The sequence below is a fragment of the Dongia rigui genome (assembly GCF_034044635.1).
Classification (GTDB): domain Bacteria; phylum Pseudomonadota; class Alphaproteobacteria; order Dongiales; family Dongiaceae; genus Dongia; species Dongia rigui.
Genome location: NZ_JAXCLX010000004.1, coordinates 412,068 through 435,497, shown reverse-complemented (window position 1 = coordinate 435,497; position 23,430 = coordinate 412,068). Strand labels below are relative to the sequence as shown.

Annotated in this window: 22 protein-coding genes and 1 tRNA gene; 20 read left to right on the top strand and 3 right to left on the bottom strand. The window is 61.6% G+C overall.

What is annotated here, in order from left to right; all coding sequences use genetic code 11:
* Positions 1 to 18: 18 nt before the first annotated feature.
* Positions 19 to 816 (bottom strand): hypothetical protein, encoded by a 798-nt coding sequence (locus tag SMD31_RS20830; protein WP_320502865.1) that lies wholly within the window; start codon positions 814 to 816, stop codon positions 19 to 21.
* A gap of 282 nt (positions 817 to 1,098) precedes the next feature.
* Here SMD31_RS20830 and SMD31_RS20825 point away from each other — a divergent pair, with 282 nt between their 5' ends.
* The 15 genes from SMD31_RS20825 to SMD31_RS20755 all read left to right on the top strand — a co-directional run bounded on the left by SMD31_RS20825 (position 1,099) and on the right by SMD31_RS20755 (position 15,253).
* Complete coding sequence (locus tag SMD31_RS20825; RefSeq protein WP_320502864.1) at positions 1,099 to 2,349, top strand: YihY family inner membrane protein; 1,251 nt, start codon at positions 1,099 to 1,101, stop codon at positions 2,347 to 2,349.
* Between the two features lie 89 nt (positions 2,350 to 2,438).
* Positions 2,439 to 3,725 (top strand): phosphopyruvate hydratase, encoded by a 1,287-nt coding sequence (gene eno, locus SMD31_RS20820; protein WP_320502863.1) that lies wholly within the window; start codon positions 2,439 to 2,441, stop codon positions 3,723 to 3,725.
* Positions 3,726 to 3,832: 107 nt separating this feature from the next.
* Positions 3,833 to 4,189 (top strand): FtsB family cell division protein, encoded by a 357-nt coding sequence (locus SMD31_RS20815; protein ID WP_320502862.1) that lies wholly within the window; start codon positions 3,833 to 3,835, stop codon positions 4,187 to 4,189.
* Between the two features lie 268 nt (positions 4,190 to 4,457).
* Complete coding sequence (gene pdhA / locus SMD31_RS20810) at positions 4,458 to 5,465, top strand: pyruvate dehydrogenase (acetyl-transferring) E1 component subunit alpha (RefSeq protein ID WP_320502861.1); 1,008 nt, start codon at positions 4,458 to 4,460, stop codon at positions 5,463 to 5,465.
* A gap of 15 nt (positions 5,466 to 5,480) precedes the next feature.
* Positions 5,481 to 6,839: a pyruvate dehydrogenase complex E1 component subunit beta gene (locus tag SMD31_RS20805; protein ID WP_320502860.1), complete on the top strand. Its 1,359-nt coding sequence runs from the start codon at positions 5,481 to 5,483 to the stop codon at positions 6,837 to 6,839.
* A gap of 15 nt (positions 6,840 to 6,854) precedes the next feature.
* Positions 6,855 to 8,141 carry a pyruvate dehydrogenase complex dihydrolipoamide acetyltransferase gene (locus tag SMD31_RS20800; RefSeq protein WP_320502859.1) on the top strand — a complete coding sequence of 429 codons (1,287 nt, stop codon included), beginning with the start codon at positions 6,855 to 6,857 and terminating at the stop codon, positions 8,139 to 8,141.
* Complete coding sequence (locus SMD31_RS20795) at positions 8,141 to 8,476, top strand: hypothetical protein (RefSeq protein ID WP_320502858.1); 336 nt, start codon at positions 8,141 to 8,143, stop codon at positions 8,474 to 8,476. The genes SMD31_RS20800 and SMD31_RS20795 overlap by 1 nt, the downstream gene beginning before the upstream one ends.
* Positions 8,477 to 8,490: 14 nt before the next feature.
* Positions 8,491 to 8,844: a hypothetical protein gene (locus tag SMD31_RS20790; protein ID WP_320502857.1), complete on the top strand. Its 354-nt coding sequence runs from the start codon at positions 8,491 to 8,493 to the stop codon at positions 8,842 to 8,844.
* Positions 8,845 to 8,857: 13 nt separating this feature from the next.
* Complete coding sequence (gene lpdA / locus SMD31_RS20785) at positions 8,858 to 10,258, top strand: dihydrolipoyl dehydrogenase (protein WP_320502856.1); 1,401 nt, start codon at positions 8,858 to 8,860, stop codon at positions 10,256 to 10,258.
* A gap of 29 nt (positions 10,259 to 10,287) precedes the next feature.
* A complete protein-coding gene (locus tag SMD31_RS20780; protein ID WP_320502855.1) occupies positions 10,288 to 10,506 on the top strand; it encodes a DUF805 domain-containing protein in 219 nt (72 codons plus the stop codon).
* 9 nt (positions 10,507 to 10,515) lie between these two features.
* Positions 10,516 to 11,463, top strand: a complete 948-nt coding sequence (gene lipA, locus SMD31_RS20775) for a lipoyl synthase (protein WP_320502854.1) — start codon at positions 10,516 to 10,518, stop codon at positions 11,461 to 11,463.
* A gap of 12 nt (positions 11,464 to 11,475) precedes the next feature.
* Positions 11,476 to 11,928: a type II toxin-antitoxin system RatA family toxin gene (locus SMD31_RS20770; RefSeq protein ID WP_320502853.1), complete on the top strand. Its 453-nt coding sequence runs from the start codon at positions 11,476 to 11,478 to the stop codon at positions 11,926 to 11,928.
* A 361-nt stretch (positions 11,929 to 12,289) separates the two neighbouring features.
* The gene (lon, locus tag SMD31_RS20765) at positions 12,290 to 14,701 is read left to right on the top strand and encodes an endopeptidase La (protein ID WP_320502852.1); all 2,412 of its coding nucleotides are present in this window, start codon (positions 12,290 to 12,292) and stop codon (positions 14,699 to 14,701) included.
* Positions 14,702 to 14,858: 157 nt separating this feature from the next.
* Positions 14,859 to 15,131, top strand: a complete 273-nt coding sequence (locus SMD31_RS20760; protein ID WP_320502851.1) for an HU family DNA-binding protein — start codon at positions 14,859 to 14,861, stop codon at positions 15,129 to 15,131.
* Between the two features lie 46 nt (positions 15,132 to 15,177).
* Positions 15,178 to 15,253: transfer RNA gene (locus tag SMD31_RS20755), tRNA-Val, on the top strand.
* 75 nt (positions 15,254 to 15,328) lie between these two features.
* Here the strand turns inward: SMD31_RS20755 and SMD31_RS20750 are convergent.
* Both SMD31_RS20750 and SMD31_RS20745 read right to left on the bottom strand, forming a co-directional pair.
* The gene (locus tag SMD31_RS20750) at positions 15,329 to 15,868 is read right to left on the bottom strand and encodes a GNAT family N-acetyltransferase (RefSeq protein ID WP_320502850.1); all 540 of its coding nucleotides are present in this window, start codon (positions 15,866 to 15,868) and stop codon (positions 15,329 to 15,331) included.
* A gap of 227 nt (positions 15,869 to 16,095) precedes the next feature.
* Positions 16,096 to 17,463: an aspartate aminotransferase family protein gene (locus SMD31_RS20745; protein WP_320502849.1), complete on the bottom strand. Its 1,368-nt coding sequence runs from the start codon at positions 17,461 to 17,463 to the stop codon at positions 16,096 to 16,098.
* Between the two features lie 79 nt (positions 17,464 to 17,542).
* On the opposite strand from SMD31_RS20745, the gene SMD31_RS20740 reads away from it, so the two are divergent.
* The 5 genes from SMD31_RS20740 to SMD31_RS20720 all read left to right on the top strand — a co-directional run bounded on the left by SMD31_RS20740 (position 17,543) and on the right by SMD31_RS20720 (position 23,424).
* Entirely contained in the window at positions 17,543 to 18,475 is a 933-nt protein-coding gene (locus SMD31_RS20740; protein ID WP_320502848.1) for a 2-hydroxyacid dehydrogenase, read from the top strand.
* Between the two features lie 109 nt (positions 18,476 to 18,584).
* On the top strand, positions 18,585 to 19,088 hold the full coding sequence (locus SMD31_RS20735; protein ID WP_320502847.1) for a hypothetical protein: 504 nt from the start codon (positions 18,585 to 18,587) through the stop codon (positions 19,086 to 19,088).
* 123 nt (positions 19,089 to 19,211) lie between these two features.
* Positions 19,212 to 20,495, top strand: a complete 1,284-nt coding sequence (locus SMD31_RS20730) for an imelysin family protein (protein WP_320502846.1) — start codon at positions 19,212 to 19,214, stop codon at positions 20,493 to 20,495.
* Between the two features lie 66 nt (positions 20,496 to 20,561).
* Complete coding sequence (locus tag SMD31_RS20725) at positions 20,562 to 22,058, top strand: multicopper oxidase family protein (RefSeq protein ID WP_320502845.1); 1,497 nt, start codon at positions 20,562 to 20,564, stop codon at positions 22,056 to 22,058.
* Positions 22,048 to 23,424, top strand: a complete 1,377-nt coding sequence (locus SMD31_RS20720) for a di-heme oxidoredictase family protein (protein WP_320502844.1) — start codon at positions 22,048 to 22,050, stop codon at positions 23,422 to 23,424. Before SMD31_RS20725 ends, SMD31_RS20720 begins: the two co-directional genes overlap by 11 nt.
* The last annotated feature ends 6 nt before the right edge of the window (positions 23,425 to 23,430 follow it).

The following is a 23,430-nucleotide window of genomic DNA, read 5'->3' as shown; positions in this document are numbered from 1 at the left end:
TTCTTCTCTCCGCTTCTATCAGCTCTGCAGCCTGCGCTGCATTTCGGTCAGATTGAATTCAACGGTCACGGCGCCAATCGCTTCCTTGGTCGCCGGATCGACGGCGGTGAAATTGACCTGCGTCCGCCAGGTCTTCGTTGCATCGTCAAATTCCGGTTCGTCAACGAAGACGGCATCGGGTCCGACGGCAAATGTCTTTTGATACTTGTCCTCGTCGCCTTGCCAGTAATCTGACGTGACCGAGCTTTGCCCAACGTTGAGGCCGAATTTGTCCATGACGAAAATCTCGGTGAAAAGGCCGGCTGAGCTTGCCTGGATGTAAAGGAGATAGTTGGAGAGTGGGCTGCTCAGGATCTCGGCGATGAAGGGCTGGTCGTCCGACTTCGCCTCTGCCTTCCATGCCTCGTCCATTTTATCGATCGTCGCCTGATCGACACCTTCATGCTTCTTGCTCGCCGCCTCGATCGACATGATCGCGACGGGCTGCAAGATGCGATCACGCATATCCTTGATGATCTCGGGGGTGATGATGCTGGCGGAAATAGGTGCTGCCGACGCGGCCGTCTGTTCCGCTGCGGCTGGTGCAGCAGCTGGTGCCGCCGGCGCCGGCACGCTAGCGGTTGTCGCTGCAGGTGCCGCTGCCGCCGCAGGTGCTGCTGCCGCTGCCGCTGCGGGCGCAGTTGCCGGTGCAGCCGGATCCGCAGCCACCGGTGCAGCCGTCGTTGTGGCTTCTTGGGCGAAAGCGGCGGTCATCGCGGAAAATGTCAGCGCGCTGGCTGCGAATGCGATGGTACTGAAACGATGCGGTTGGAACATGACAGCTCTCAATGCAATTGGAGTCACGTTCAGCCTGCGCGCAACTGGTAAAGAAATGATTTCTGTGCTTAAAAACAGGTTAATATTCCTTGTCGTTGTTACTTGGAATTATTCTAGGACAGTCGGTATTGGCGTTGGTGATGATGGCGGAAAGTCCGACTTCCCGACATTCGCGGCATGGACCCACAGCATGCTATAAGTTGTTAGGACTGATTCACCTCGGAAGGCGTCGTGATGGAAGGCTCGTCGGAGCAAGTGCAGGATCAGTCACAGGATAGGGAAGTGCCGGCCGCTGATCGCGCGCGCGCGATCGCCGTCCGCGCGAAGGGTGCCACGATGAGTTTCGTGCCCTATGTGTGGCGACGCTTCCAGGCGGACGGCTGCACGGGCGTTGCCTCAGGGCTCAGCTATACATCGCTCCTCGCGATCGTGCCCACCCTGGCGATCGGCCTGGCGATGTTCGCGGCCTTTCCGCCGCTCCGCGACTTGCGTGACGATTTCATCATCATCCTCGCCCAGAATCTGGCTCCCGATCTTGCCAATGTTGTGAACGACTACCTCGGCACGTTCATCAACAATGCCGGTGGCACATCCGTTGCCGGTGTCATCGGTATCGGCGTCACGGCGATCCTCCTGATCAATACAATTCAGACGGCCTTCGACAAGATCTGGGGTGTCGTCAACGCGCGCAACAAGCTGCATCGCTTTCCGGTCTATTGGGCGATCATCACCTTGGGGCCGCTGCTCTTTGGCGCCTCCCTTTCAATCTCGACCTATGTCTTCTCTCTGGCCAATAAGGGCGAGTTCTATGGCCTCTCCGCTGGCCTGAAGATCGTCACCGCCATATTGCCGTTCCTGCTCGAGACAGCGGGCTTCACCCTGTTCTATCGCCTGATCCCAACCCGCCCGGTGCGGTTGGTCGACGCCGGCATCGGCGCCATCACCGCTGCGGTGCTGTTCGAGATATTGAAGCGCGGCTTTGGCCTCTACCTCCAATTCTTCGGCTCCTATCAGGTCGTCTATGGTGCCCTGGCAACGGTGCCGATCTTCCTGATCTGGACTTATCTCGTCTGGGTCACCGTGCTGATCGGCGCGGAAATAGCGGCGGCATTGCCCGAATGGCGATCAGGGCGCCGGCAGGTCGGCGAAACGCTGCGCCGGGGAGATATGCTCAGCCTGTCCCTTGGCACATTTGCCGAACTGGCCAAGGCGCATTCCCATGGCGCCGGCATTCGCACGGAACAACTGGTCCACAGTCTTGCCGCCGACCCAGGGCGCCTGGTCTGGTTGCTGGACACGCTCAAATCCCATCGCCTGATTGCCAAATCGGACAATGGTCGCTGGATTCTCGCCCGCGACCTCAGCACCTTCACCATCCATGATGTCTGCCACCATTTGGGCATTGCCCTGGGCGAGACGCTGGAAGAGGTGGTACCCCTGGTCGATCCGCTGATGCGCCGAATTGCTGAAACCGAGAAGGCGGCGCTCGATGAAACGGTGGCCGCCGCGCTGAAGAGTATCGACGCAATCTGACGTTACACGGCATTTTCCCTTTATAGGGCGCCGTCGGCCCCCTATAACTCGGCAGATATATCCAACACTTTTCTGCCAGGGAGTCGCCCATGACCGCCATCATCGACCTGCACGCGCGCCAGATTCTGGACAGCCGCGGCAACCCCACGGTGGAGGTCGATGTCATCCTGGAAAGCGGCGCCAGTGGCCGTGCCGCCGTGCCGTCGGGGGCATCCACGGGCGCCCATGAGGCGGTCGAGCTGCGCGACGGGGACAAGAGCAAGTATCTCGGCAAGGGCGTCCTCAAGGCCGTCGAGGCCGTCAATGGCGAGATTTTCGAGGCGATCTCAGGTCTCGATGCCGAAGACCAGGTCAAGATCGACCGCCTGATGATCAAGCTCGACGGTACGCCCAACAAGGCGCGTCTGGGTGCCAATGCCATCCTGGGTGTCAGCCTGGCGGTGGCCAAGGCCGCAGCGGCCGATGCCGGCCTGCCGCTCTATCGCTATGTCGGCGGCACCTCGGCCCGTACCCTGCCGGTGCCGATGATGAATATCATCAACGGCGGCGCCCACGCCGACAACCCGATCGACTTCCAGGAATTCATGATCCTTCCCTGGGCGGCGCCGAGCGGTTCAGAGGCGCTGCGTTGGGGGGCCGAGATTTTCCACGCCCTGAAGGCGGAATTGAAGAAGGCCGGCCACAACACCAATGTCGGCGACGAGGGCGGCTTCGCGCCGAACCTCAAGAGCGCCGATGAGGCGCTGGCTTTCATCGTGAAGTCGATTGAGAAGGCTGGCTTCAAGCCGGGAGCCGACGTGGCGCTGGGCCTCGATTCAGCTTCGACCGAGTTCTTCAAGGACGGGAAGTATCATCTGGAAGGCGAGGGCAAGGTGCTCGACGCCGCCGGCATGGTTGCATTCTACGAGCAGCTGGTGAAGGCCTACCCGATCGTCACCATCGAGGACGGCATGGCCGAGGACGACTGGGACGGCTGGAAGGCGCTGACCGACAAGATCGGCGCCAAGGTGCAGCTGGTGGGCGACGATCTCTTCGTCACCAACCCGGTCCGGCTGAAGAGTGGCATCGAAAAGGGTGTCGCCAATGCCATTCTGGTGAAGGTCAACCAGATCGGCACGCTGACCGAGACGTTGGAAGCCGTGGAAATGGCGCACAAATCGGGCTACCGGGCGGTCATGTCGCATCGCTCGGGCGAAACCGAGGATTCGACCATTGCCGATCTCGCGGTCGCCACGAATTGCGGGCAGATCAAGACCGGGTCGCTCAGCCGCTCCGACCGCATCGCCAAGTACAATCAGCTCCTGCGCATCGAGGAGGGGCTGGGATCCGCCGCGCTCTATGGCGGTCGGGCTGGCATCGAAAAAATCCGCATGTGAGCTTGGTGTGAAGGCGCGACTCTCATTTTCGACTCAAGCCACCGTTTCTAACGTCTTGAATCGCTTTTCTATTGACGGTGGGAATCGGAGTGTGATTCGCTAGGCTCATGGAAATTGGCCGCGAAATACGGCGTCGTTTGCGCCAGGTTGCATTGCCCCTTTTGGGGGCGTGTCTCTCCGCCTATTTCGTGTTCCACGCGATCCATGGTGATCGTGGCATCCTGGCCTGGCTGCGCCTCAATCAGGAGCTCAAGGCAGCAACCGCCGAGGCCGTCCAGGCGGCTGACGACCGCACGGCCATGGAACGGCGTGTGACCCTGCTGTCCAATAACTCCCTTGACCTCGACATGCTCGAGGAACGCGCGCGGGTGATGCTCAATTACGCCCACCCGGATGATCTCATCATCTTCCTGAACGGTCAGGACGACACCGCGCCAGCGCCCGCCTCGTCGGCCGTCAACTAGGTCAGAAATCCCCGCTTCAGATGCTGTGAGCGCGCTTTTTCGGCGCGTTTTCCTATGCTGCACCGCACTCAAATCCGCTGGCGATGGCGTAGAGTTAACTGAAAATCGGTTAAAGTGCGATTTATGTCATAAAATCAATAATTTGATCGCGGTTGATTTGAAGCATGTTAACCACGATAATCCGCTTATTCATCGGGGTACGCAGCAGCGGTCGACAGCCCGTTTCAGCGGCCTATAGTAAACGCCAAAACCCAGTCAGGGGGGTCGAATGGCCAAGTCAGCGTCCCGCATGGCATCCAAAGCCGGCGCGCAGGTTACTCCACAAGAACTCATCCAATTTTATCGCGACATGCTGCTGATCCGACGCTTCGAGGAGAAGGCCGGCCAGCTTTACGGCATGGGCCTCATCGGCGGCTTCTGCCACCTCTATATCGGCCAGGAGGCCGTGGTGGTCGGCATGCAGGCGGCCGCAGAACCCCAGGACAGCGTCATCACCTCCTACCGTGATCACGGACACATGCTGGCCTGCGGCATGGACCCCAAGGGCGTCATGGCCGAACTGACCGGTCGTCGTGGCGGTTACTCGAAGGGCAAGGGCGGGTCGATGCACATGTTCAGCCGCGAGAAGAAATTCTACGGCGGCCACGGTATCGTTGCGGCCCAGGTGCCGATCGGCACCGGCCTCGGCTTCGCGCACAAGTACAGCGAAGATAGCGGCGTCAACATGGCCTATTTCGGCGATGGCGCGCTCAATCAGGGCCAGGTCTATGAAAGCTTCAACATGGCGGCACTCTGGAAGCTGCCGGTCGTCTATGTGATCGAGAACAACCAATACGCCATGGGCACCTCCGTGGCGCGTTCGGCCGCTGGCCTCAAGCTGTGCGATCGCGGTGCCGCCTACGGCATTCCCGGCCAGCAGGTCGATGGCATGGACGTGGTGAAAGTGAAGGAAGCGGCGGCGCTGGCGCTGGCGCATGCCCGCTCCGGCGAAGGCCCCTTCATTCTTGAAATGAACACCTATCGCTATCGCGGCCATTCTATGTCCGACCCCGCGAAATACCGCACCAAGGAAGAAGTCGCCAAGATGCGCCAGGAGCACGACCCGATCGATCGCCTCCGCGAACGCCTGCTCGCCGAGAAGGTGATCGATGAAGCCGGCCTCAAGAACATCGATCGCGAGATCAAGGACATCGTTTCAGCTGCCACCGAATTCGCCCAATCCTCGCCCGAGCCGGATCCGTCGGAACTGTGGACCGACATTCTGGTAGACGCGTAAGGGGAGGGAGCAGACATGCCGACCGAAATTTTGATGCCCGCTCTGTCGCCGACCATGACCGAAGGCAAGCTGGCCAAGTGGTTGAAGAATGCCGGCGATGCGGTGAAGCCCGGCGATATCCTGGCTGAGATCGAAACCGATAAGGCGACGATGGAAGTCGAAGCCGTCGACGAAGGCATCCTCGAGAAGATCCTGGTGGAAGCCGGGACCGAGAATGTGGCGGTGAACGCGCCCATTGCGATCCTGCGCGGGGAAGACGAAGCTGCCGGTGCAGCTCCGGTGAAGAGTGCGGCGCCCAAGGTGGAAGCAAAGGCCGATGCAGCGGCGGCAGCACCCCAGGCGCCGACGATCGTCCAGCATCAAGTGGCGGCCGAACCCGAATATACCGGCGCTACGGCGACGCATACCGTGCGTGAGGCCCTGCGCGACGCGATGGCCGAGGAAATGCGACGCGACCCCAAGGTCTTCCTGATGGGCGAGGAAGTCGCCGAGTATCAGGGTGCCTATAAGGTGAGCCAAGGCCTGCTCGAAGAGTTCGGCCCGAAGCGCGTCATCGACACGCCGATCACCGAGCACGGCTTTGCCGGCCTTGCGGTCGGTGCGGCCTTTGGTGGCCTGCGCCCGATCGTCGAGTTCATGACCTTCAACTTCGCCATGCAGGCGATCGACCACATCATCAACTCGGCTGCCAAGACGCTCTATATGTCGGGCGGCCAGATGGGTTGCCCGATCGTCTTCCGTGGTCCCAACGGTGCCGCCTCCCGTGTCGCCGCCCAGCATTCGCAATGCTATGCCAGCTGGTACGCCCATGTGCCGGGCCTCAAAGTTGTGTCGCCCTATTCGGCGGCCGATGCCAAGGGCCTTTTGAAGTCGGCGATCCGCGATCCCAACCCGGTCATCTTCCTCGAGAATGAACTTCTCTATGGCCAATCGTTCGAGGTGCCGACCGACCCCGAATTCATCGTGCCAATCGGCAAAGCGCGCGTCGTGCGCCCCGGCAAGCATGTGACGATCACGGCCTTCTCCAAGATGGTCGCCGTGGCGCTTGCTGCTGCCGACATCCTCGCCAAGGACGGTATCGAGGCGGAGGTCATCGACCTGCGCACGATTCGTCCGCTCGATACCGCGACGATCATCGCCTCGGTCAAGAAGACCAATCGCCTGGTGACGGTGGAAGAGGGCTGGGCCTATTCCGGCATCGGTTCCGAGATTGCCTCGGTGATGATGGAACAGGCCTTCGACGATCTCGACGCGCCGGTGTTGCGTGTCAGCGGTGCCGACGTGCCGCTGCCTTACGCCGCCAATCTCGAAAAGCTGGCGCTGCCGCAGCCCGAATGGGTTGTCGATGCCGCCAAGCGCGTCTGCTACCGCTAAGCCAGGGAGGGCTTGATGCCGATCAATATCCTGATGCCCGCCCTGTCGCCGACCATGACGGAAGGCAATCTGGCGAAGTGGTTGAAGAAGGAAGGCGACGCGGTCAAGGCCGGCGACGTGTTGGCCGAGATCGAAACCGACAAGGCGACGATGGAAGTCGAAGCCGTCGACGAAGGCACGCTCGCCAAGATCCTGGTTCCCGGTGGGGCCCAGGGCGTCAAGGTGAACGATGTCATCGCGGTCCTGATCGAAGAGGGCGAGGACGCCAGCGCCGTTGGCGCGGCACCGGCAACCAAGGCAGCGCCTGCGCCATCCGTCACACCGTCCGCTGCGCCTGCCAAGGCCGACGCCGCCCCCGCGGCGAAGCCTGCCGCGGCACCCGCGACCGGCGGCGGCCGTGTCATCGCAAGCCCGCTTGCCAAGCGCATTGCCGAACAGCAGGGCATAGATCTTTCCGCCATCAAGGGCAGCGGCCCCAACGGCCGCATCGTGAAGGCTGATGTTGAAGGCGCGCCCAAGGGTGGCGCCAAGCCCGCACCGGCGGCGGCTGCCAAGGCGCCCAGCGCTGCGCCGGTGATTTCCAGTGCCGCACAATTCGGCGAGCCGGAATTCGACCTCATCCCGCATACCTCGATGCGCAAGACCATCGCGCGCCGGCTGCAGGAATCGAAACAGTTCGTCCCGCACTTCTATCTCTCAGTCGATTGCGAAATCGACAAGCTGCTCAAACTGCGCGAGGAGGTGAACGCCGCCTCGCCCAAGGACGGCCCCGGCGCCTACAAGGTTTCGGTCAACGATTTCGTCATCAAGGCCTCGGCCGTGGCGCTCATGCAGGTGCCGACGGCCAATGCCTCGTGGTCGGATGACGGCGTCAAGATGTACAAATCCGCCGACATCTCGGTGGCGGTTGCCATTCCGGGCGGCCTCATCACGCCGATCCTGCGCCATGCCGACAAGAAGCGCATCACCGAACTCTCGATGGAGATGAAGGAACTCGCCGGCCGCGCCAAGCAAGGCAAGCTGAAGCCGGAGGACTACACCGGCGGCAGCTTCTCTGTTTCCAATCTCGGCATGTTCGGCATCAAGTCGTTCAGCGCCGTCATCAACCCGCCGCAGGCTTGCATCCTTGCCGTCGGTGCCGGCGAAGAGCGGGCTGTGGTGAAGAACGGCCAGCTCACGGTCGCAAATGTCATGACCTGCACGCTCTCGGTCGACCACCGTGCCGTCGATGGTGCGATCGGCGCCGAATTCCTCGCCGCGTTCAAGCGCCTCATCGAACAGCCGCTGGCGATGCTGGTGTAATGATGCGGATTGGTTTGATGGTGAGTGCAGCCATTCTGGCAGCAGCAACGGTGTCGGCACGCGCGGATGATTTGCGCCCGCCGCTGGAAAAGCAGTTCTTCGATTACTTTGCCGGAGAGTGCGACAGCGCCCTGAAGACCCAGGCCCAGGCGCGTGGCAAGAAACTGGATCAAGGCGGGCTCGGCGAAAGCATCGAGAATTACTGCGCCTGCACCTCCCAGGCGGTGGTCAGCCATCTGTCGGCAGGTGAAATCATCGCCTTTGCCAACAACCCGGAAAGCGAACCGGGGGCCTCGAAGATGAAGCCCTTCTTTGCCCAGTGTCAGGGCAAATAGGGACAGGCCGGGCGATGAAGATCTTCGCGCGGATTCTGCTGGTCACGGTTGTTGCCGTCATCGTCTTGGCGGCGTTGGCATTCGTCTGGGGCATGCAGCGCGCGATCGACGTCTCGACGCCGGAGGCGCGGGCGCAACAGATGGAAGCCATGGTGCTTGGGTGCAAGGTGCGCATGCCGGAGGTGCTGAAGAAGGCACAGTCGGCAACCAGCCTGCCGCCCGAGCAGATGAACCAGGTTTGCGCTTGCGCCGTGAACCGCGTGATCGACACCTATGCGGTCGACGGCAAGCTGAAGCCGAGCGACATCACGGAAGAACAGACCGATGCGGCGGAACTCGCCTGCATCCAGGAATTGACGGCCCAATAGAGGGAAGCTCGCAATGTCGGATACGTCTTTCGATCTCGTCGTGATCGGTGGTGGCCCGGGCGGCTATGTGGCGGCCATTCGCGCGGCCCAGCTCGGCTTGAAGACCGCGGTGGTCGAGCGCGAGCATCTGGGCGGTATCTGCCTCAATTGGGGCTGCATCCCGACCAAGGCGCTGCTGCGCTCGGCCGAAGTCGGCCATCTCCTGAAGCACGCCGACGCCTATGGCTTCTCGGCCAGCAATGTCACCTTCGACCTCGCCAAGATCGTCGACCGCTCGCGCAAAGTGGCGGGCCAGCTTTCTGGCGGCGTCAAACATCTGCTGAAGAAGAACAAGGTCGCGGTCTTCGACGGGCAAGGGAAGCTCGCCGGTGCCGGCAAGGTGAAGGTCGAGAAGGACGGCAAGCCGGTCGCCGATCTTGCCGCCAAGAACATCATCCTTGCGACCGGTGCGCGTGCCCGCGTCTTCCCGGGGCTTGAACCCGACGGCAAGCTCATCTGGACCTATAAGGAAGCGATGGTGCCGACCGTGATGCCGAAATCGCTGCTGGTCGTCGGTTCCGGCGCCATCGGCATCGAGTTTGCGAGTTTCTATCATAACCTCGGCGCCAAGGTGACGGTGGTCGAGGTCATGCCGCGCATCCTCCCCGTCGAGGATGCCGAGATTTCGGCCTTCGCGCAGAAGTCCTTCGAGAAGCAGGGCATGAAGATCATGACCGGCGCCAATGTGAAGGCCTTCAAGAAGGGCGCCGACAATGTGACGGCAACGATCGAGGCTGGCGGCAAGACCGAGGATCAGACCTTCGACCGGGTCATCCTCGCGGTCGGCATTGTCGGCAATGTCGAGAATCTGGGCCTTGAGGGCACCAAGGTGAAGGTGGAGAAGACCCACATCATCACCGACGGCTACGGCGCCACCGGCGAACCCGGCGTCTATGCCATCGGCGACCTCACCGGGGCACCTTGGCTCGCCCACAAGGCCAGCCATGAAGGCGTCATCTGCGTCGAGAAGATCGCCGGCGTCAAAGGCGTGCACCCTCTCGACACCAGGAACATTCCGGGCTGCACCTATTGCATGCCGCAGGTGGCCTCCGTCGGCCTCACCGAACAGGCCGCCAAGGATAAGGGCCATGAGGTCAAGGTCGGTCGCTTCCCCTTCATCGGCAACGGCAAGGCGATTGCGCTGGGCGAGCCCGAAGGTTTGGTGAAGACTGTGTTCGATGCCAAGACTGGCGAGCTATTGGGCGCCCATATGATCGGCGCCGAGGTGACCGAACTGATCCAGGGCTATACGGTGGCAAGAACGCTGGAGACGACCGAACAGGAACTGATGCACACCGTCTTCCCGCATCCGACGTTGTCTGAGATGATGCATGAGAGCGTTCTTGCGGCCTACGGCCGGGCGATCCATATCTAGTTTCGTGGCATAGAAAAGGGGGGTAGTTCATGGAATCAGGTTTTTCGATCTGGCATCTGCTGATCATCCTGTTCAGTCTTGCCATGCTTTACCCCTATGTCCGGATCGTCCAGAAGGCTGGCTATTCAGGCTGGTGGGTCCTCACTGGCCTGGTGCCGGTGCTGAACTTCATCATGCTCTGGGTGTTCGCTCTATCGACCTGGCCGGTCGAACGCGGTGGCCGCCCCGACGATGGCTTTGTCGATTGAGGAACGAACTTGACTGAACCGAGCGCGGCGCAACGTCACCCTGAAAAGGCGAACCGGCCCGACACGCCCGTCCAGCGCAAGCCGGACTGGATCCGTGTCAAGGCGCCGGGCGGTGAGGAGTACAACAACACGCGTACCCTCATGCGCAAGCTCGGCCTCAACACGGTGTGCGAGGAAGCCGCGTGTCCCAATATCGGCGAATGCTGGTCGCAGAAGCATGCGACCGTCATGATCCTGGGGTCGGTCTGCACCCGCGCCTGCGCCTTCTGCAACGTGGCGACCGGCCGCCCGGACAAGCTCGATCCGCATGAGCCGGCGCATGTCGCCGAAGCCTGTGCGAGCCTCGGGCTCAAGCATATCGTCATCACCTCGGTCGATCGTGACGACCTCGAAGACGGTGGTGCCGCCCATTTCGCCGAGACCATTAAGCGCATTCGCGCGCTGACGCCCTCGACCACGATCGAGGTGCTGACCCCCGATTTCCTCAGGAAGCCAGGTTCGATCGAGATCGTCGCCAACGCGGCACCCGACGTCTTCAACCACAACCTCGAAACCGTACCGCGGCTCTATCGCAATGTGCGGCCGGGTGCCCGCTATTACAATTCGTTGCGTCTCCTCAACCGCGCCAAAGAGATCAACCCCTCGCTCTTCACCAAATCCGGCATCATGGTAGGACTTGGCGAGACGCTGGATGAAGTGGGCCAAGTGATGGACGATCTGCGCGCTGCCGAAGTCGACTTCATGACCATCGGCCAGTACTTGCAGCCCACGAAGAAGCATCACCATGTCGACCGTTTCGTGACGCCGGACGAGTTCGGCCAGATGAAGCGGATGGGGCAGGGGAAGGGCTTCCTGCTTGTGGCGTCATCGCCGCTGACCCGTTCGTCGCACCATGCCGGCGAGGATTTCCAGCGCCTTCGCGCCGCCCGTGAAGCACAATTGGCGGCAGCCAGCTGATATCAATCCCTTATGACCGCGCGCATTCATACCGAAGACCGAATTTTTCCTTATCGCGCCGACCAGATTTTCGATTTGGTGGCGGATGTCGGGAAGTATCCCGAGTTCCTGCCCTGGTGCACCGGTGCCCGCATTCGCGAGACGCGGCCTGACATGGTGCTGGCCGATCTCATGATCGGCTTCAAGATGGTGCGCGAGAAATTCACCAGCAAGGTCTGGCTCAACCGCCCCGACATGCGCATCGATGTCGAATTCGTCGACGGCCCGTTTCGATACTTGAAGAACCACTGGACCTTCACCGATACCGGCGACGGCAAGTGCCGCGTCGGCTTCTATCTCGAGTTTGAGTTCAAATCGGTCATGCTGCAGAAATTGATCGGCGTGCTCTTTCACGAGGCAGTGAAGCGCATGGTGGCGGCATTCGAGGGCCGGGCGCGTCAGCTATATGGCCCGGGGGTGGCGTAAGTTCCCCCGACTTCACCTCGCGTCACACTGGAATGATGCGCCGCCAAACCTTGTATTTGCAGCAAACCAGTCCGGCGATCAGTGCCGGAGTCGCCCGGCTTGGGCGCCGCGGCCCGAGAATTGCTTGTAAAAATAGGTCATGATTCCAAGGCACTGGCCCATCCATGCCGTACCCCTTGAATGCGCGTTAAGGATTGACCAGATTGTTAACGGAAGGGCGGTACTTTCTTCCCGAGAGTTCGAGGCCACGGTGCGCCGCATGTTCCGTGCTTGAACGAGTGAGGCTAACGGTCGCGCAGTTGCGGGTCGTAGGTCCCAGGGGCTAGTCTGCTGCTTATCGAGAAAGGCGCAAAAACCTATCATGTCCGAGACAACGCCGAAGACCCAGAACTACCCAGTCCTCCCCTTGCGCGACATCGTCGTGTTCCCACACATGATCGTGCCGCTCTTCGTTGGCCGCGAGAAATCAGTGCGGGCCCTCGAAGACGTGATGAAGGAGGACAAGCAAATCCTCTTGGCCACCCAGAAGAACGCCGCCCAGGATGACCCCGGCGCCGGCGATATCTATGAGGTCGGCACGGTTGGTACCGTTCTCCAGCTGCTGAAACTGCCCGACGGCACTGTGAAAGTGCTGGTCGAAGGCGGTCAGCGCGCGCGCATCACCAAATTTGTCGATAACGATACGTTCTTCGTGGCCGAAGCGGCGGTGATCGTCGATGCGCCCATCGAAGGCAAGGAGATCGAGGCGCTTGCCCGCTCCGTCGTTTCGCAGTTCGAGCAGTACATCAAGCTCAACAAGAAGATCCCGCCGGAAGTCCTCGTCTCGATCAACCAGATCGAAGACGCAGCCAAGCTTGCCGACACGGTCGCCTCGCATCTGGCACTGAAGATTCCTGAGAAGCAGGAAATCCTCGAATGCCAGACCGTCGCCGAGCGGTTGGAGAAGGTCTATGCCTTCATGGAAGGCGAGATCGGCGTTCTCCAGGTGGAAAAGCGCATCCGCAGCCGCGTGAAGCGCCAGATGGAGAAGACCCAGCGCGAGTACTATTTGAATGAGCAGATGAAGGCCATTCAGAAGGAACTCGGCGAGGGCGAGGAAGGCCGCGACGAAGTGGCCGAAATCGAAGACAAGATCAAGAAGACCAAGTTCTCCAAGGAAGCCGCCGAAAAGGCGATGGCCGAGGTGAAGAAGCTTCGCACCATGAGCCCCATGTCGGCGGAAGCGACGGTCGTGCGCAACTATCTCGACTGGCTGCTGTCGATTCCTTGGAACAAGCCGACCAAGGTGAAGCGCGACATCAAGCTGGCCGAGAAAGTGCTGAACGAAGACCATTACGGTCTCGAGAAGGTCAAGGAGCGCATCCTCGAATACTTGGCCGTGCAGCAGCGCCAGAAGAAGATCAAAGGCCCGATCCTGTGCTTGGTCGGTCCTCCGGGCGTCGGCAAGACCTCGCTCGGCAAGTCGATCGCGCGTGCCACGGGCCGTACGTTCTCGCGTATCAGCCTGGGCGGTGTGCGTGACGAGGCTGAGATTCGCGGTCACCGCCGGACCTATATCGGTTCGATGCCGGGCAAGATCATCCAGGCGATGAAGAAGGCGAAGTCGTCGAATCCGCTGTTCCTCTTGGACGAGATCGACAAGATGGGCTCCGATTACCGGGGCGATCCGTCGGCGGCATTGCTTGAGGTCTTGGACCCGGAGCAGAACGTCAACTTCAACGACCATTACCTGGAAGTCGATTACGACCTCTCGGATGTCATGTTCATCACGACCGCCAACAGCCTGCGCATGGCGCAGCCGCTTTTGGATCGTATGGAGATCATCCGCATCCCCGGCTACACCGAGGATGAGAAGGTCGAAATTGCCATGCGCCATCTGCTGCCCAAGCAGATCAAGGACCACGGTCTGAAGAAGGGCGAGTGGGTGCTCTCGGAGGACGCCATTCGCGACCTCGTGCGTTACTACACGCGCGAAGCCGGTGTGCGTAGCCTGGAACGCGAGATCGCGAACCTTGCGCGCAAGTCGATCAAAGAGATCCTGATGAAGGATCTGAAGAAGGTCTCGATCAGCCGGCGCAACCTCGCCAAATATGCTGGCGTGCGCAAGTTCCGCTACGGCGAGGCGGAGACGACCGACATGGTCGGTGTCACCACCGGTCTTGCCTGGACGGAAGTCGGCGGCGAGATTCTGACGATCGAAGCCGTGACCGTGCCTGGCAAGGGGCGTGTCATTGCGACCGGCAAACTCGGCGATGTGATGAAGGAATCGGTGCAGGCCGCCGAATCCTTCGTGAAGTCCCGTGCGGTTGAATTCGGCATCAAGCCGACCCTGTTCAACCGCAAGGACATCCACGTCCACGTGCCGGAAGGTGCAACGCCAAAGGACGGCCCATCGGCGGGTATCGCCATGGTCACCACCATCGTCTCTGTTCTCACCGGCAATCCGGTGCGGCGTGATGTGGCCATGACCGGCGAAGTCACCCTGCGTGGTCGCGTGCTGCCGATTGGTGGTTTGAAGGAAAAGCTGTTGGCCGCGTTGCGTGCCGGCATCAAGACGGCGCTGATCCCAAGTGAAAATGAAAAGGATCTCGCCGACATTCCCGAGAACGTCAAAAAGGGTCTGACCATCATTCCGGTGCAGACGGTGGACGAAGTGTTGAAGAACGCGCTCGTCAACCCGCTGACGCCGATTGAATGGGTTGAACCGCCGGAAGTCGACCACACCGTCAAGAAAGACGGCGAGGATGACGTCGGCGGCATCGTGACCCATTGATCTAGCGCTGATTTATCTCAATAAAATCGCGGCGCCAGGGCGAAAAACCCCTGGTGCCGTGATTGATTTTTGGAGCGAGCCGGTTCTAATATCCGCGCACCTTCTTGCGGGGATGGGCGAGCAGGTTTGACCGATCCAGTAAGAAAAGGGGTTACCCGTGAATAAGAATGATCTCATCGCCGAAGTCTCGCAGGAGACCGGCCTCTCCAAGGCTGATGCCGCCAAGGCCGTCGATTCCGTTTTCGATTCGATCACCCGCTCGCTGAAGGCTGAGCAGGAAGTACGCCTCGTTGGCTTCGGCAACTTCCATGTCGCCAAGCGCGAAGCCAGCGTCGGCCGCAACCCGCGCACGGGTGAAGAGATCCAGATTCCCGCGTCCAAGCAGCCCAAGTTCAAGGCCGGCAAGGGCCTCAAGGACGCGATCAACTAAGGTTACGATTACCGGTGCAGGCTCTGTCATAGAGCCTGCTGCCTGGGGGCGATTAGCTCAGTTGGTAGAGCGTCTCGTTTACACCGAGAATGTCGGCGGTTCGAGTCCGTCATCGCCCACCACCCTCCGCTCGCGAGAGCCGAGTGAAGGCTGCCGCTCTGAAGCCCGAACGGGCGAAAGCAGGCTTCCGCTCCCGCTCAATTGAACAGCGACCAACTGAATCCAATCACTGGAAAGTCGGCGCCACCGACGCGCTCTTGGCGCGGCGCGGATATTCGCTTGCCGTCGATGCGCTTATAAAAGCCGATCGCCGCGTGATTCTCCTCGAGGCACCAGATGCTGGCGGCCTTGCTGCCCATCTCCCACATGGCAACGAACGCGGCTTGCACCAGTTGGCGGCCGATACCAAGTTCCCGCCAATCGGTGGCGACATAGAGCATGTATATTTCGCCCTCGGCACTTGGCCGCCCTTCGCGCGCCGGGCCGAAGGTCGCAAAGCCCACGACTTCATCATCGGCGACGGCGACCAAGGTGTGGCGTCTGTCGTCAGCGCGGGCGAGGCTGCGTGTCCAGCCGATGGCGTGGCGTTCGGGATCGAGGTTCAGCAGGTGCCGGTCGGGGAGGACGCCGGAATAGGCGTCGCGCCAGCTTTCAACATGGACCCGGGCAATGCCAGCCGCATCCTCGGCTTGAGCAAGGCGTATGCTGGCTATCGGCCTGTCCTGGTCGGCTTGCATCGAAACATCATGATCCCTTCCTTCCAAAAAGAAAACGCCGGCATCGGGGGGATGCCGGCGAGTTGCTTAAGGGGGTCGAGATGGTCTGTGGAACTGTCTGGCAGCTGCAGGGCACGACCCCTGAACCGCCACGCCAGAACTATAACAGGCGATTCCTTGAAAAAGGATAACCCTGCTTCCATCATCGTGTGCAGAAATGCGCGGAAATGACGTCGGCCTAGGCTTACTTACGCCAGGTCGGCCAGAACCTGATCGAGGCTTGCCTTGGCGATATCGGCGATCGTGGCCAGTTCGTCCCGCGTCGCAATATAGGGCGGTGAGAAGATGGCGATATCGCCGGCCTTGCCGTCGACATTGCCGCCGACTGGATAGCAGATGAGGCCGTTGGCAAAGCACCGATCCCGGAAGCGCTGATAGACCGCCAGCGACGGATCGAATGGCGCCTTGGTCAGCTTGTCTTTGACGATCTCGATCGCCCAGAAGAAGCCCCGGCCACGCACGTCGCCGACATGTGGGTTGTCGGCAAAGGCCCGCCGCAGCAGCTGCTCGAAATGCAGCCCGTCGTCATGGACCTTTTCCACCAGATGGTCGCGGGTGATCACGTTCTGCACGGCGACGGCGGCGGCACAAGCCAAGGTATGGCCGGTGAATGTGTGCCCGGTCAGCAGCCCGCCATCCTTGGCGAACATCGGCCCTTTGAGGCGGTCGTGATAGATGGTGCCGCCCAGCGGCACATAGCCGGCCCCCAGCCCCTTGGCGACCGTCATGATGTCCGGCTCGACGCCGTCATGGGCGAGGGCGCGCCAAGTTCCCGTCCGGCCCGAGCCGCACATGACCTCGTCGGCAATCATCAGCACGCCGTGTTTGTCGCAGATCGCGCGCACCAGGGCCGCATAGCCCGGCGGGGCGGGGACGCAGCCCCCGGCAGCGCCCACCACCGGCTCGAAGACGAAAGCGGCGACCCGCTCGGCGCCCAATTCAAGGATCTTGTCCTCAAGCTCCTGCGCGCAATACTTCCCGACCTCGACCGGATCGATCTTGCCGCCGCTTTTGGCGAGATAACCCGACGGCGGGCGATAGACATTGGCTGGCGAAATCAGATTGGACGGCATCAGCGCCCCCTCGAACGCCGCACGCCGGGCGGCAAATCCCGAAATGGACGTGGCACCCATCGTGTTGCCATGCCATGAGCGTTCGCGGCTGATGAACAGGCGCCGGCTCTTCTGGCCGATGGCGGTCTGGTACTGCAGCGCGATCTTGATCGCCGATTCGATCGCTTCCGAGCCGCTGCTGTTGAAGGTCATGTTGTTGAGGCCACCGCCGCAACGCGCGGCGACGATCGCCGTCAGTTCCTCGAGTGGCGCGCTGGTGAAGGTGTAGCGATAGCCGTGGGCGATGCGGTCGAGCTGCTTCTTGATGGCCTCGTTGACCTCGGGATGCGCGTGGCCCAGGGCGTAGACGGCGGGACCAGCCGACCCATCCAGATAGCGCCGGCCATCGGTGTCGAAGATATAGCAGCCTGCCCCGTAATCGACCTTGGGCAAGGTGCCTGGTTCCCAATCCATCACCTTGTCGCGTCTTGCCGCGGTTGACATTCAATGCTCCCTTTGGCTGCTATGCCCAGCGGTCATGCCAAGGTGGTGGACCGCAAGTCAAGGGCGGGCAGGGATTAGGATGACGATTCTCTATGCGGCGGAAGCCGACGAGGCGGCGCAATGGACGGACTCGCTGCGGGCGCTCGATCCCGGCCTCGACATTCGCTTCTGGCCGGAATGGGGTGATCCGGCGACCGTCGATTTTGTCGTCGTCGGCGGGCGATCGCCGGGCGATCTTTCGATCTTTCCGAAGCTCAAGGCGATCCAATCGACCTGGGCCGGGGTCAATCACCTGCTGCGCTCGCCGGGCCTGCCGCAGGGCGTGCCCATCGCGCGCATGGTCGACCGGGGCCTCACGGGCAGCATGACCGAGTTCGTCGTCTATCAGGTGCTCGACGAATGGCGCCGTGGGCCGGAACTGCGCGCGGCGCAACGTGATGCGCGCTGGGTCGAGACCATGCCGCGTCTTGCCAAGGATTGCCGGGTGGGCATCCTGGGCCTCGGCACGCTGGGCAGCGATATTGCGCAGAAGCTCGCCGGCCTGGGCTTTTCGGTCAGCGGGTGGAGCCGGTCGGCAAAAGAGCCGGGTGGCAATATCCGCAGCTTCGGCGGGGCGGACAGCCTGCCTACCTTTCTGGGCGATCTCCACATCCTGATCTGCCTGCTGCCGCTGACAGCGGAAACGGAGAATATTCTGGACGCCAAGCTCTTCGGGCATCTGCCCCAGGGTGCCGTCCTCATCAATGTCGGGCGCGGCGCGCAGCTCAACGAGGCGGATTTGCTGGCGGCTTTGGCGGAGGGGCGCCTCCGCCGGGCGGTATTGGACGTTTTCCGCGAGGAGCCGCTGCCCGCGACCCATGGCTTCTGGCGCCATCCGCAAATCACCCTCACACCCCATGTCGCCGCGATTACCCGGGCGGGGACCGGGGCGGATGACATTCTGGAGAACTACCGCCGTGCCATGTCCGGCCGGCCGTTGCTCAATCAGGTTGATGTCAGGAAAGGATATTGATCCTGTTCAGAGGGTTAGCTTGCGCCGTTTAACCTCGCTTTAACGGCCTGCTGGCATGCTGCTCGCGGATCAGGGCCCAAAAGGGCGTCCTGAGCAGGGAGCATTCTGGTTGGCGATCCGGCGTCATCATCTCATCGAAGAAGCCAAGGCCGAACTCGACCTCGCCTATGAGGAAGTGAAGCGTGCCGAGCAGGCCGTGATGTCGCTTGAATTCGAGTATAACGAGCGCATGCACCAGGCTCCTGCTGAGGCCATGGCGGAATTGATTGCCGAGAAAGAGGCCAAGCAAGAAGGCCACATGCTCGATTCCCTCTACGAAATGCAGAATGAATCGGCCCAGCGCTTTGCCCTTGTCAGCGCCGCGTTTGCCATCGTCAGTTCGGTCCAGGACGAGGAAATGTCCCTCGACCTCATCAAACGCATCCTGTTCCGCCGTGACTTCCTGCGCCGGAACAAGCTGGAGGTCGACAAGCATATCCGCGCCTTTCATCGGGGATTGCGCGAATACATGCGCAAGGAGAGCAGCCCGGAGGCCGACAAGACCGTCCGCACCTCCTGGAGCGAGATCGAGCGCATGACGGCGCTGCAGGCCAAGGAAGCCAAGGCCGCCTAAGGCCACGCCCACCGGCTGGAAACCCAGGTTTCTGTTAATGCGAATGAGTTGCAAACGTAGACCGCATGGGCTAGAGAGTTGCTCATGCGTCGCATTTCCATTCGCATTTCCAAAGAGGGGCAAATGACCAAAGGTCGGAAAATTCTGGCGGGATCCGCCGTGATTCTGGGGCTCAGCGCATTCGCGGGTGTCGCAGAAGCCAAGGCGCCGGACGCCAAGGCCGTGCTGACGAACTATTCCGACATCGCCGAGGCGATGTATGCCGATGCGATCACCACGGCCGGTGACCTGCAGAAGGCCGTCGACAAGCTGATCGCCGACCCCACCGATGCCAATCTGAAAGCCGCCCGCAAGGCCTGGATCGATTCCCGCCCGGCCTATATGCGCACCGAAGGCTTCCGCTTCGGCAACCCGGAAGTCGACGATCTCGAGGGCCTGGTCAATGCCTGGCCGCTCGACGAGGGCCTCATCGATTACGTCGACAAGGCATCCTATGGCGAGAGCTCCGACAGCAACCCGTTCTACACGCTGAACGTCATCGCCAATAAAGAGATCCAGATCGGCGCCGACAAGGTCGACGCGTCGGTCATCGACAAGAAGCTGCTGCAGTCGCTGCAGGAAGTGGGCGAGAACGAGGCCAATGTGGCGATCGGCTACCATGCCATCGAATTCCTGCTGTGGGGCCAGGATCTCAATGGCACGGGTCCGGGTGCCGGCAACCGGCCGGCGACCGATTACGACACCAAGAACTGCAGCAACGGCAATTGCGATCGCCGCGGCGCTTACCTGAAGGCCGCAACCGATCTGCTGATCGAAGACCTCGGCCAGATGCATGCGATCTGGACCAAGGATGGTGCAGCGCGTCAGCGTCTCCTCACGGGCGATGCCAATGCGGGCATCGCCGGCATCCTCACCGGTCTCGGCAGCCTGTCCTATGGCGAACTCGCCGGCGAGCGCACCAAGCTCGGCCTCATGCTCCACGATCCCGAGGAAGAGCATGATTGCTTCAGCGACAACACTCACAACTCGCATTATTACGACCAGGTCGGCATGGTCGACATCTACAAGGGCACCTACAAGCGGCTCGATGGCACGGTTGTGAAAGGTGCCAGTGTGAAGGATCTGGTCGCCGCCAAGGACAAGAAGGTCGGCAAGCGGGTCGTGGCGGCTCTGGCCGACACCAGCAAGGCGATGCAGGTCATGAAGGACACGGCCGACAGCGGCAAGGAATCTTATGACCAGATGATCGGTGCCGACAATGCTGCCGGCAACAAGATCATCGAGAACGTGGTGACGACGCTCGTGGCGCAGGCCCATGCGGTCGAAGCCGCAGTTGCGGCACTTGGTCTCAAGATCACCGTCGAGGGTTCGGACAGCCTCGACAATCCTTCGGCCGTGGGCCAGTAATAAGGCGACAGATCGCCCACTGAGCACCAAGCCCAAGGACGATCGCAGGACAGGATCTTGCGAGTGATGCCAAGATTACCGGGTCAAAACCCAGTCACCCGCCGCCGAGCGATCTACTCGCTCGGCGGCGTCGTTCTGGCGGCTGGTTTGGGCTATGCCGGCGGGTGCGCGCTAGCCAAGGGCGGGAAGGGCAGCCAGACCTATCCGCAGGCGCCCGTCATGCCGGCAGATGCGAAGGTGCACAAGCAAACCCTCACCGCGATACGGCGATCGCGGCAATTGGCGGCACCTCCCGCACCACCCACCGATATTCTGGGCTACAGCGACGGCCCGACCATCATTCGCCTGCAGCAGGGCGAATGGCTGGAAGCCGCCTTCACCAACCGCCTGCATGAACACTCGACCATTCACTGGCACGGCATTCGCCTGCCGAACGCAATGGATGGCGTGCCGTATCTGACGCAGGCGCCGGTGATGCCGGGCGAGAGTTTCACCTACCGTTTCCAGCCGCCCGATACCGGCACCTTCTTTTTTCATCCTCATTGCAGCACGGTCGAGCAGCTGGGCCATGGCCTTGCCGGTATCCTCATTGTCGAAGGCGATGAAGTACGGCCGCATGATCATGACCTGGTCTGCGTCTATCGCGACTGGCGCATCGACAAGGACGGCAAATATCAGCCGCTGATGACCGATGCTGGGGCCAGCAAGGCAGGGACCTTCGGCGATCACCGCACCATCAACGACCAGGTGCAGCCGGTCTTCAAGGTGCCGGCGGGCGGCGATGTTCGCGTGCGTTTCCTCAATGTCGACATGTCGCGCGTGGTCGATCTCGGAATCGTCGGTGCCGACGCCTGGGTGATTGCGACCGACGGCAATCCGCTGCCGCCACAGAAACTGAAATCCTGGCGGCTGGGTCCGGCCATGCGCGCCGATCTCACCTTGCGCATGCCGCACGTGGCAGGGACCCGTATCCAGCTGGTGAACTATTATTCGGCACAGCCAATCGTGATGGCGGAACTCGAAGCGGAAGGGACACCCCTCGACCGGCCAGCCTTCGTGCCAGCGGCGTTGAAGCCGGCCTCCATCCCGGAGCCGCAGATCGACGGCGCCGAGACATTTCAACTCCGCCTCAGCGCCAGTTCAGCACCGGCGGATTTGCCGCCCGATCTGGTTCTGCCCGATGGTTCGGTGCTGCGCTATGCCGATGCCCTGTGCCTGTCGCCCAAGACCTTCTGGGCGCTCAACGGCCAGCCCTGGCCCAGCGCCTCGCATGAAGTGCTACCGCCGCCACTCGTCACCTTCCAGCGCGGCAAGACCTATATCGTCGAAATCATCAACCAGACGCCGCACATCCACCCCATTCATCTGCATGGCCACACCTTCAAGGTGATTGGCTCCAGCAAGGGCGATGTCGTTCCGCATTGGGCCGACACCACCATCGTGGCGCCGAAGGAACGGGTGAAGGTTGCCTTCGTGGCGGACAATCCGGGCGACTGGATGATCCACTGCCACATCATCGAACACCAGGAAACCGGCATGATGGGTATATATCGTGTCGCGTAGGTTTAAAGCGGCACTCGCCACCGTTCTCGGTCTCGCCATCTGTGCCACGGTTCTCACGACCGGTGCCCTCTGGACGAAAGCCGACGACACCACCAAGCCCAAGCACGTCGTGAAAGTCATTCGCGACCCGGCGCTTGGCGACGATGCTGTGGCGCGCATGGAAAATGTCATCGGCCAATCGATCTTCGAGCGCATCTGGGTTTCAGCACCTTCATCGACCGAGGCCGCGGACGGCTTGGGACCGATGTTCAATGCGCGCTCCTGTGCCGCCTGCCATCCGGGTGGTGCCCATGGGACGCTGGTCAACAAGGACGGCTCGCAGAGTCCATCGCTGCTCGTGCGCCTGGGCGCCAAAAATGACGGTGCCGCCGATCCGGTCTATGGCAACCAGTTGCAGACCGAGGCGGCGCGCGGCGTACCGCCCGAAGGGCGCTTCTCCATCGACTATGCGCTTTCCGAAACAAAGCTCGCCGATGGCACCATTGTTCCGCTGCGGCGCCCGGTGGTCACCTTGCACGACATGGCCGATGGTCCCGTGGCACCCGACACGGTGACGGGATTGCGCCTTGCTCCCGCCATTCACGGCATGGGGCCGCTGGACGCCATTCCTGCGGCATCGATCATTGCGCGCGCCGATCCGGACGACAAGGACGGCGACGGCATATCCGGCCGCATTCATTGGCTGGATGCCGAGCAGAAAACCTTCGGCCGCTTCGGCTGGAAGGCGATCATGCCCAGCCTTGAGGCGCAGAACTCGCATGCCTTCTTCGCCGATATGGGATTGTCGACGCCGCTCTTCACCGATGCCTATGGCGAATGCACGGCGCGCCAGAAGGCTTGCCGTGCGGCCCCCAGCGGTGCCTCGCCGCAATTCGAAGATCTCGAAGTGACCAGCACGCTGGTCAAGGTGCTAGACCGTTTTGTGGCCGAAGCGGTCCTGCCCGCCGGCCCCAAATCCCAGGCCGATCCGGTCATGCTGGAACGCGGCCGTGCGCTCTTTGCCTCGGCTGGCTGCCAGGCTTGCCACAATCCCAGCTATGACGTCGAATGGCCCAAAGGCGCGTCTAAAACGCGCCATATCTCACCCTATACCGACCTGCTGCTCCACGACATGGGCGATGGCCTGGCCGAAGATCTGATCGAAGAAAACGCCAAAGGCCGTGAATGGCGCACGTCGCCGCTCTGGGGCCTGCGCTGGGCTGTCGATCACCACGGCCAGGGCGCCCTGTTGCATGACGGCCGCGCGCGCACCATCCTCGAAGCCATCCTGTGGCATGGCGGCGAGGCCTTGCCGGCACGCGACCATGTTGCCAACCTGTCACCGGGCGACCGGCAAGCCCTAATCTCCTTCCTCTCCAGTCTGTGAAAGCGC

Coding starts and splice junctions, on each gene's coding strand:
- SMD31_RS20750 (WP_320502850.1), bottom strand. CDS start 15,868: ATGCAAGCCGACCAGGACAGGCCGATAGCCAGCATACGCCTTGCTCAA.
- SMD31_RS20730 (WP_320502846.1), top strand. CDS start 19,212: ATGACCAAAGGTCGGAAAATTCTGGCGGGATCCGCCGTGATTCTGGGG.
- SMD31_RS20815 (WP_320502862.1), top strand. CDS start 3,833: ATGGAAATTGGCCGCGAAATACGGCGTCGTTTGCGCCAGGTTGCATTG.
- SMD31_RS20800 (WP_320502859.1), top strand. CDS start 6,855: ATGCCGATCAATATCCTGATGCCCGCCCTGTCGCCGACCATGACGGAA.
- SMD31_RS20725 (WP_320502845.1), top strand. CDS start 20,562: ATGCCAAGATTACCGGGTCAAAACCCAGTCACCCGCCGCCGAGCGATC.
- lon (WP_320502852.1), top strand. CDS start 12,290: ATGTCCGAGACAACGCCGAAGACCCAGAACTACCCAGTCCTCCCCTTG.
- SMD31_RS20790 (WP_320502857.1), top strand. CDS start 8,491: ATGAAGATCTTCGCGCGGATTCTGCTGGTCACGGTTGTTGCCGTCATC.
- SMD31_RS20740 (WP_320502848.1), top strand. CDS start 17,543: ATGACGATTCTCTATGCGGCGGAAGCCGACGAGGCGGCGCAATGGACG.
- lpdA (WP_320502856.1), top strand. CDS start 8,858: ATGTCGGATACGTCTTTCGATCTCGTCGTGATCGGTGGTGGCCCGGGC.
- SMD31_RS20780 (WP_320502855.1), top strand. CDS start 10,288: ATGGAATCAGGTTTTTCGATCTGGCATCTGCTGATCATCCTGTTCAGT.
- eno (WP_320502863.1), top strand. CDS start 2,439: ATGACCGCCATCATCGACCTGCACGCGCGCCAGATTCTGGACAGCCGC.
- SMD31_RS20830 (WP_320502865.1), bottom strand. CDS start 816: ATGTTCCAACCGCATCGTTTCAGTACCATCGCATTCGCAGCCAGCGCG.
- SMD31_RS20745 (WP_320502849.1), bottom strand. CDS start 17,463: ATGTCAACCGCGGCAAGACGCGACAAGGTGATGGATTGGGAACCAGGC.
- SMD31_RS20770 (WP_320502853.1), top strand. CDS start 11,476: ATGACCGCGCGCATTCATACCGAAGACCGAATTTTTCCTTATCGCGCC.
- SMD31_RS20795 (WP_320502858.1), top strand. CDS start 8,141: ATGATGCGGATTGGTTTGATGGTGAGTGCAGCCATTCTGGCAGCAGCA.
- pdhA (WP_320502861.1), top strand. CDS start 4,458: ATGGCCAAGTCAGCGTCCCGCATGGCATCCAAAGCCGGCGCGCAGGTT.
- SMD31_RS20805 (WP_320502860.1), top strand. CDS start 5,481: ATGCCGACCGAAATTTTGATGCCCGCTCTGTCGCCGACCATGACCGAA.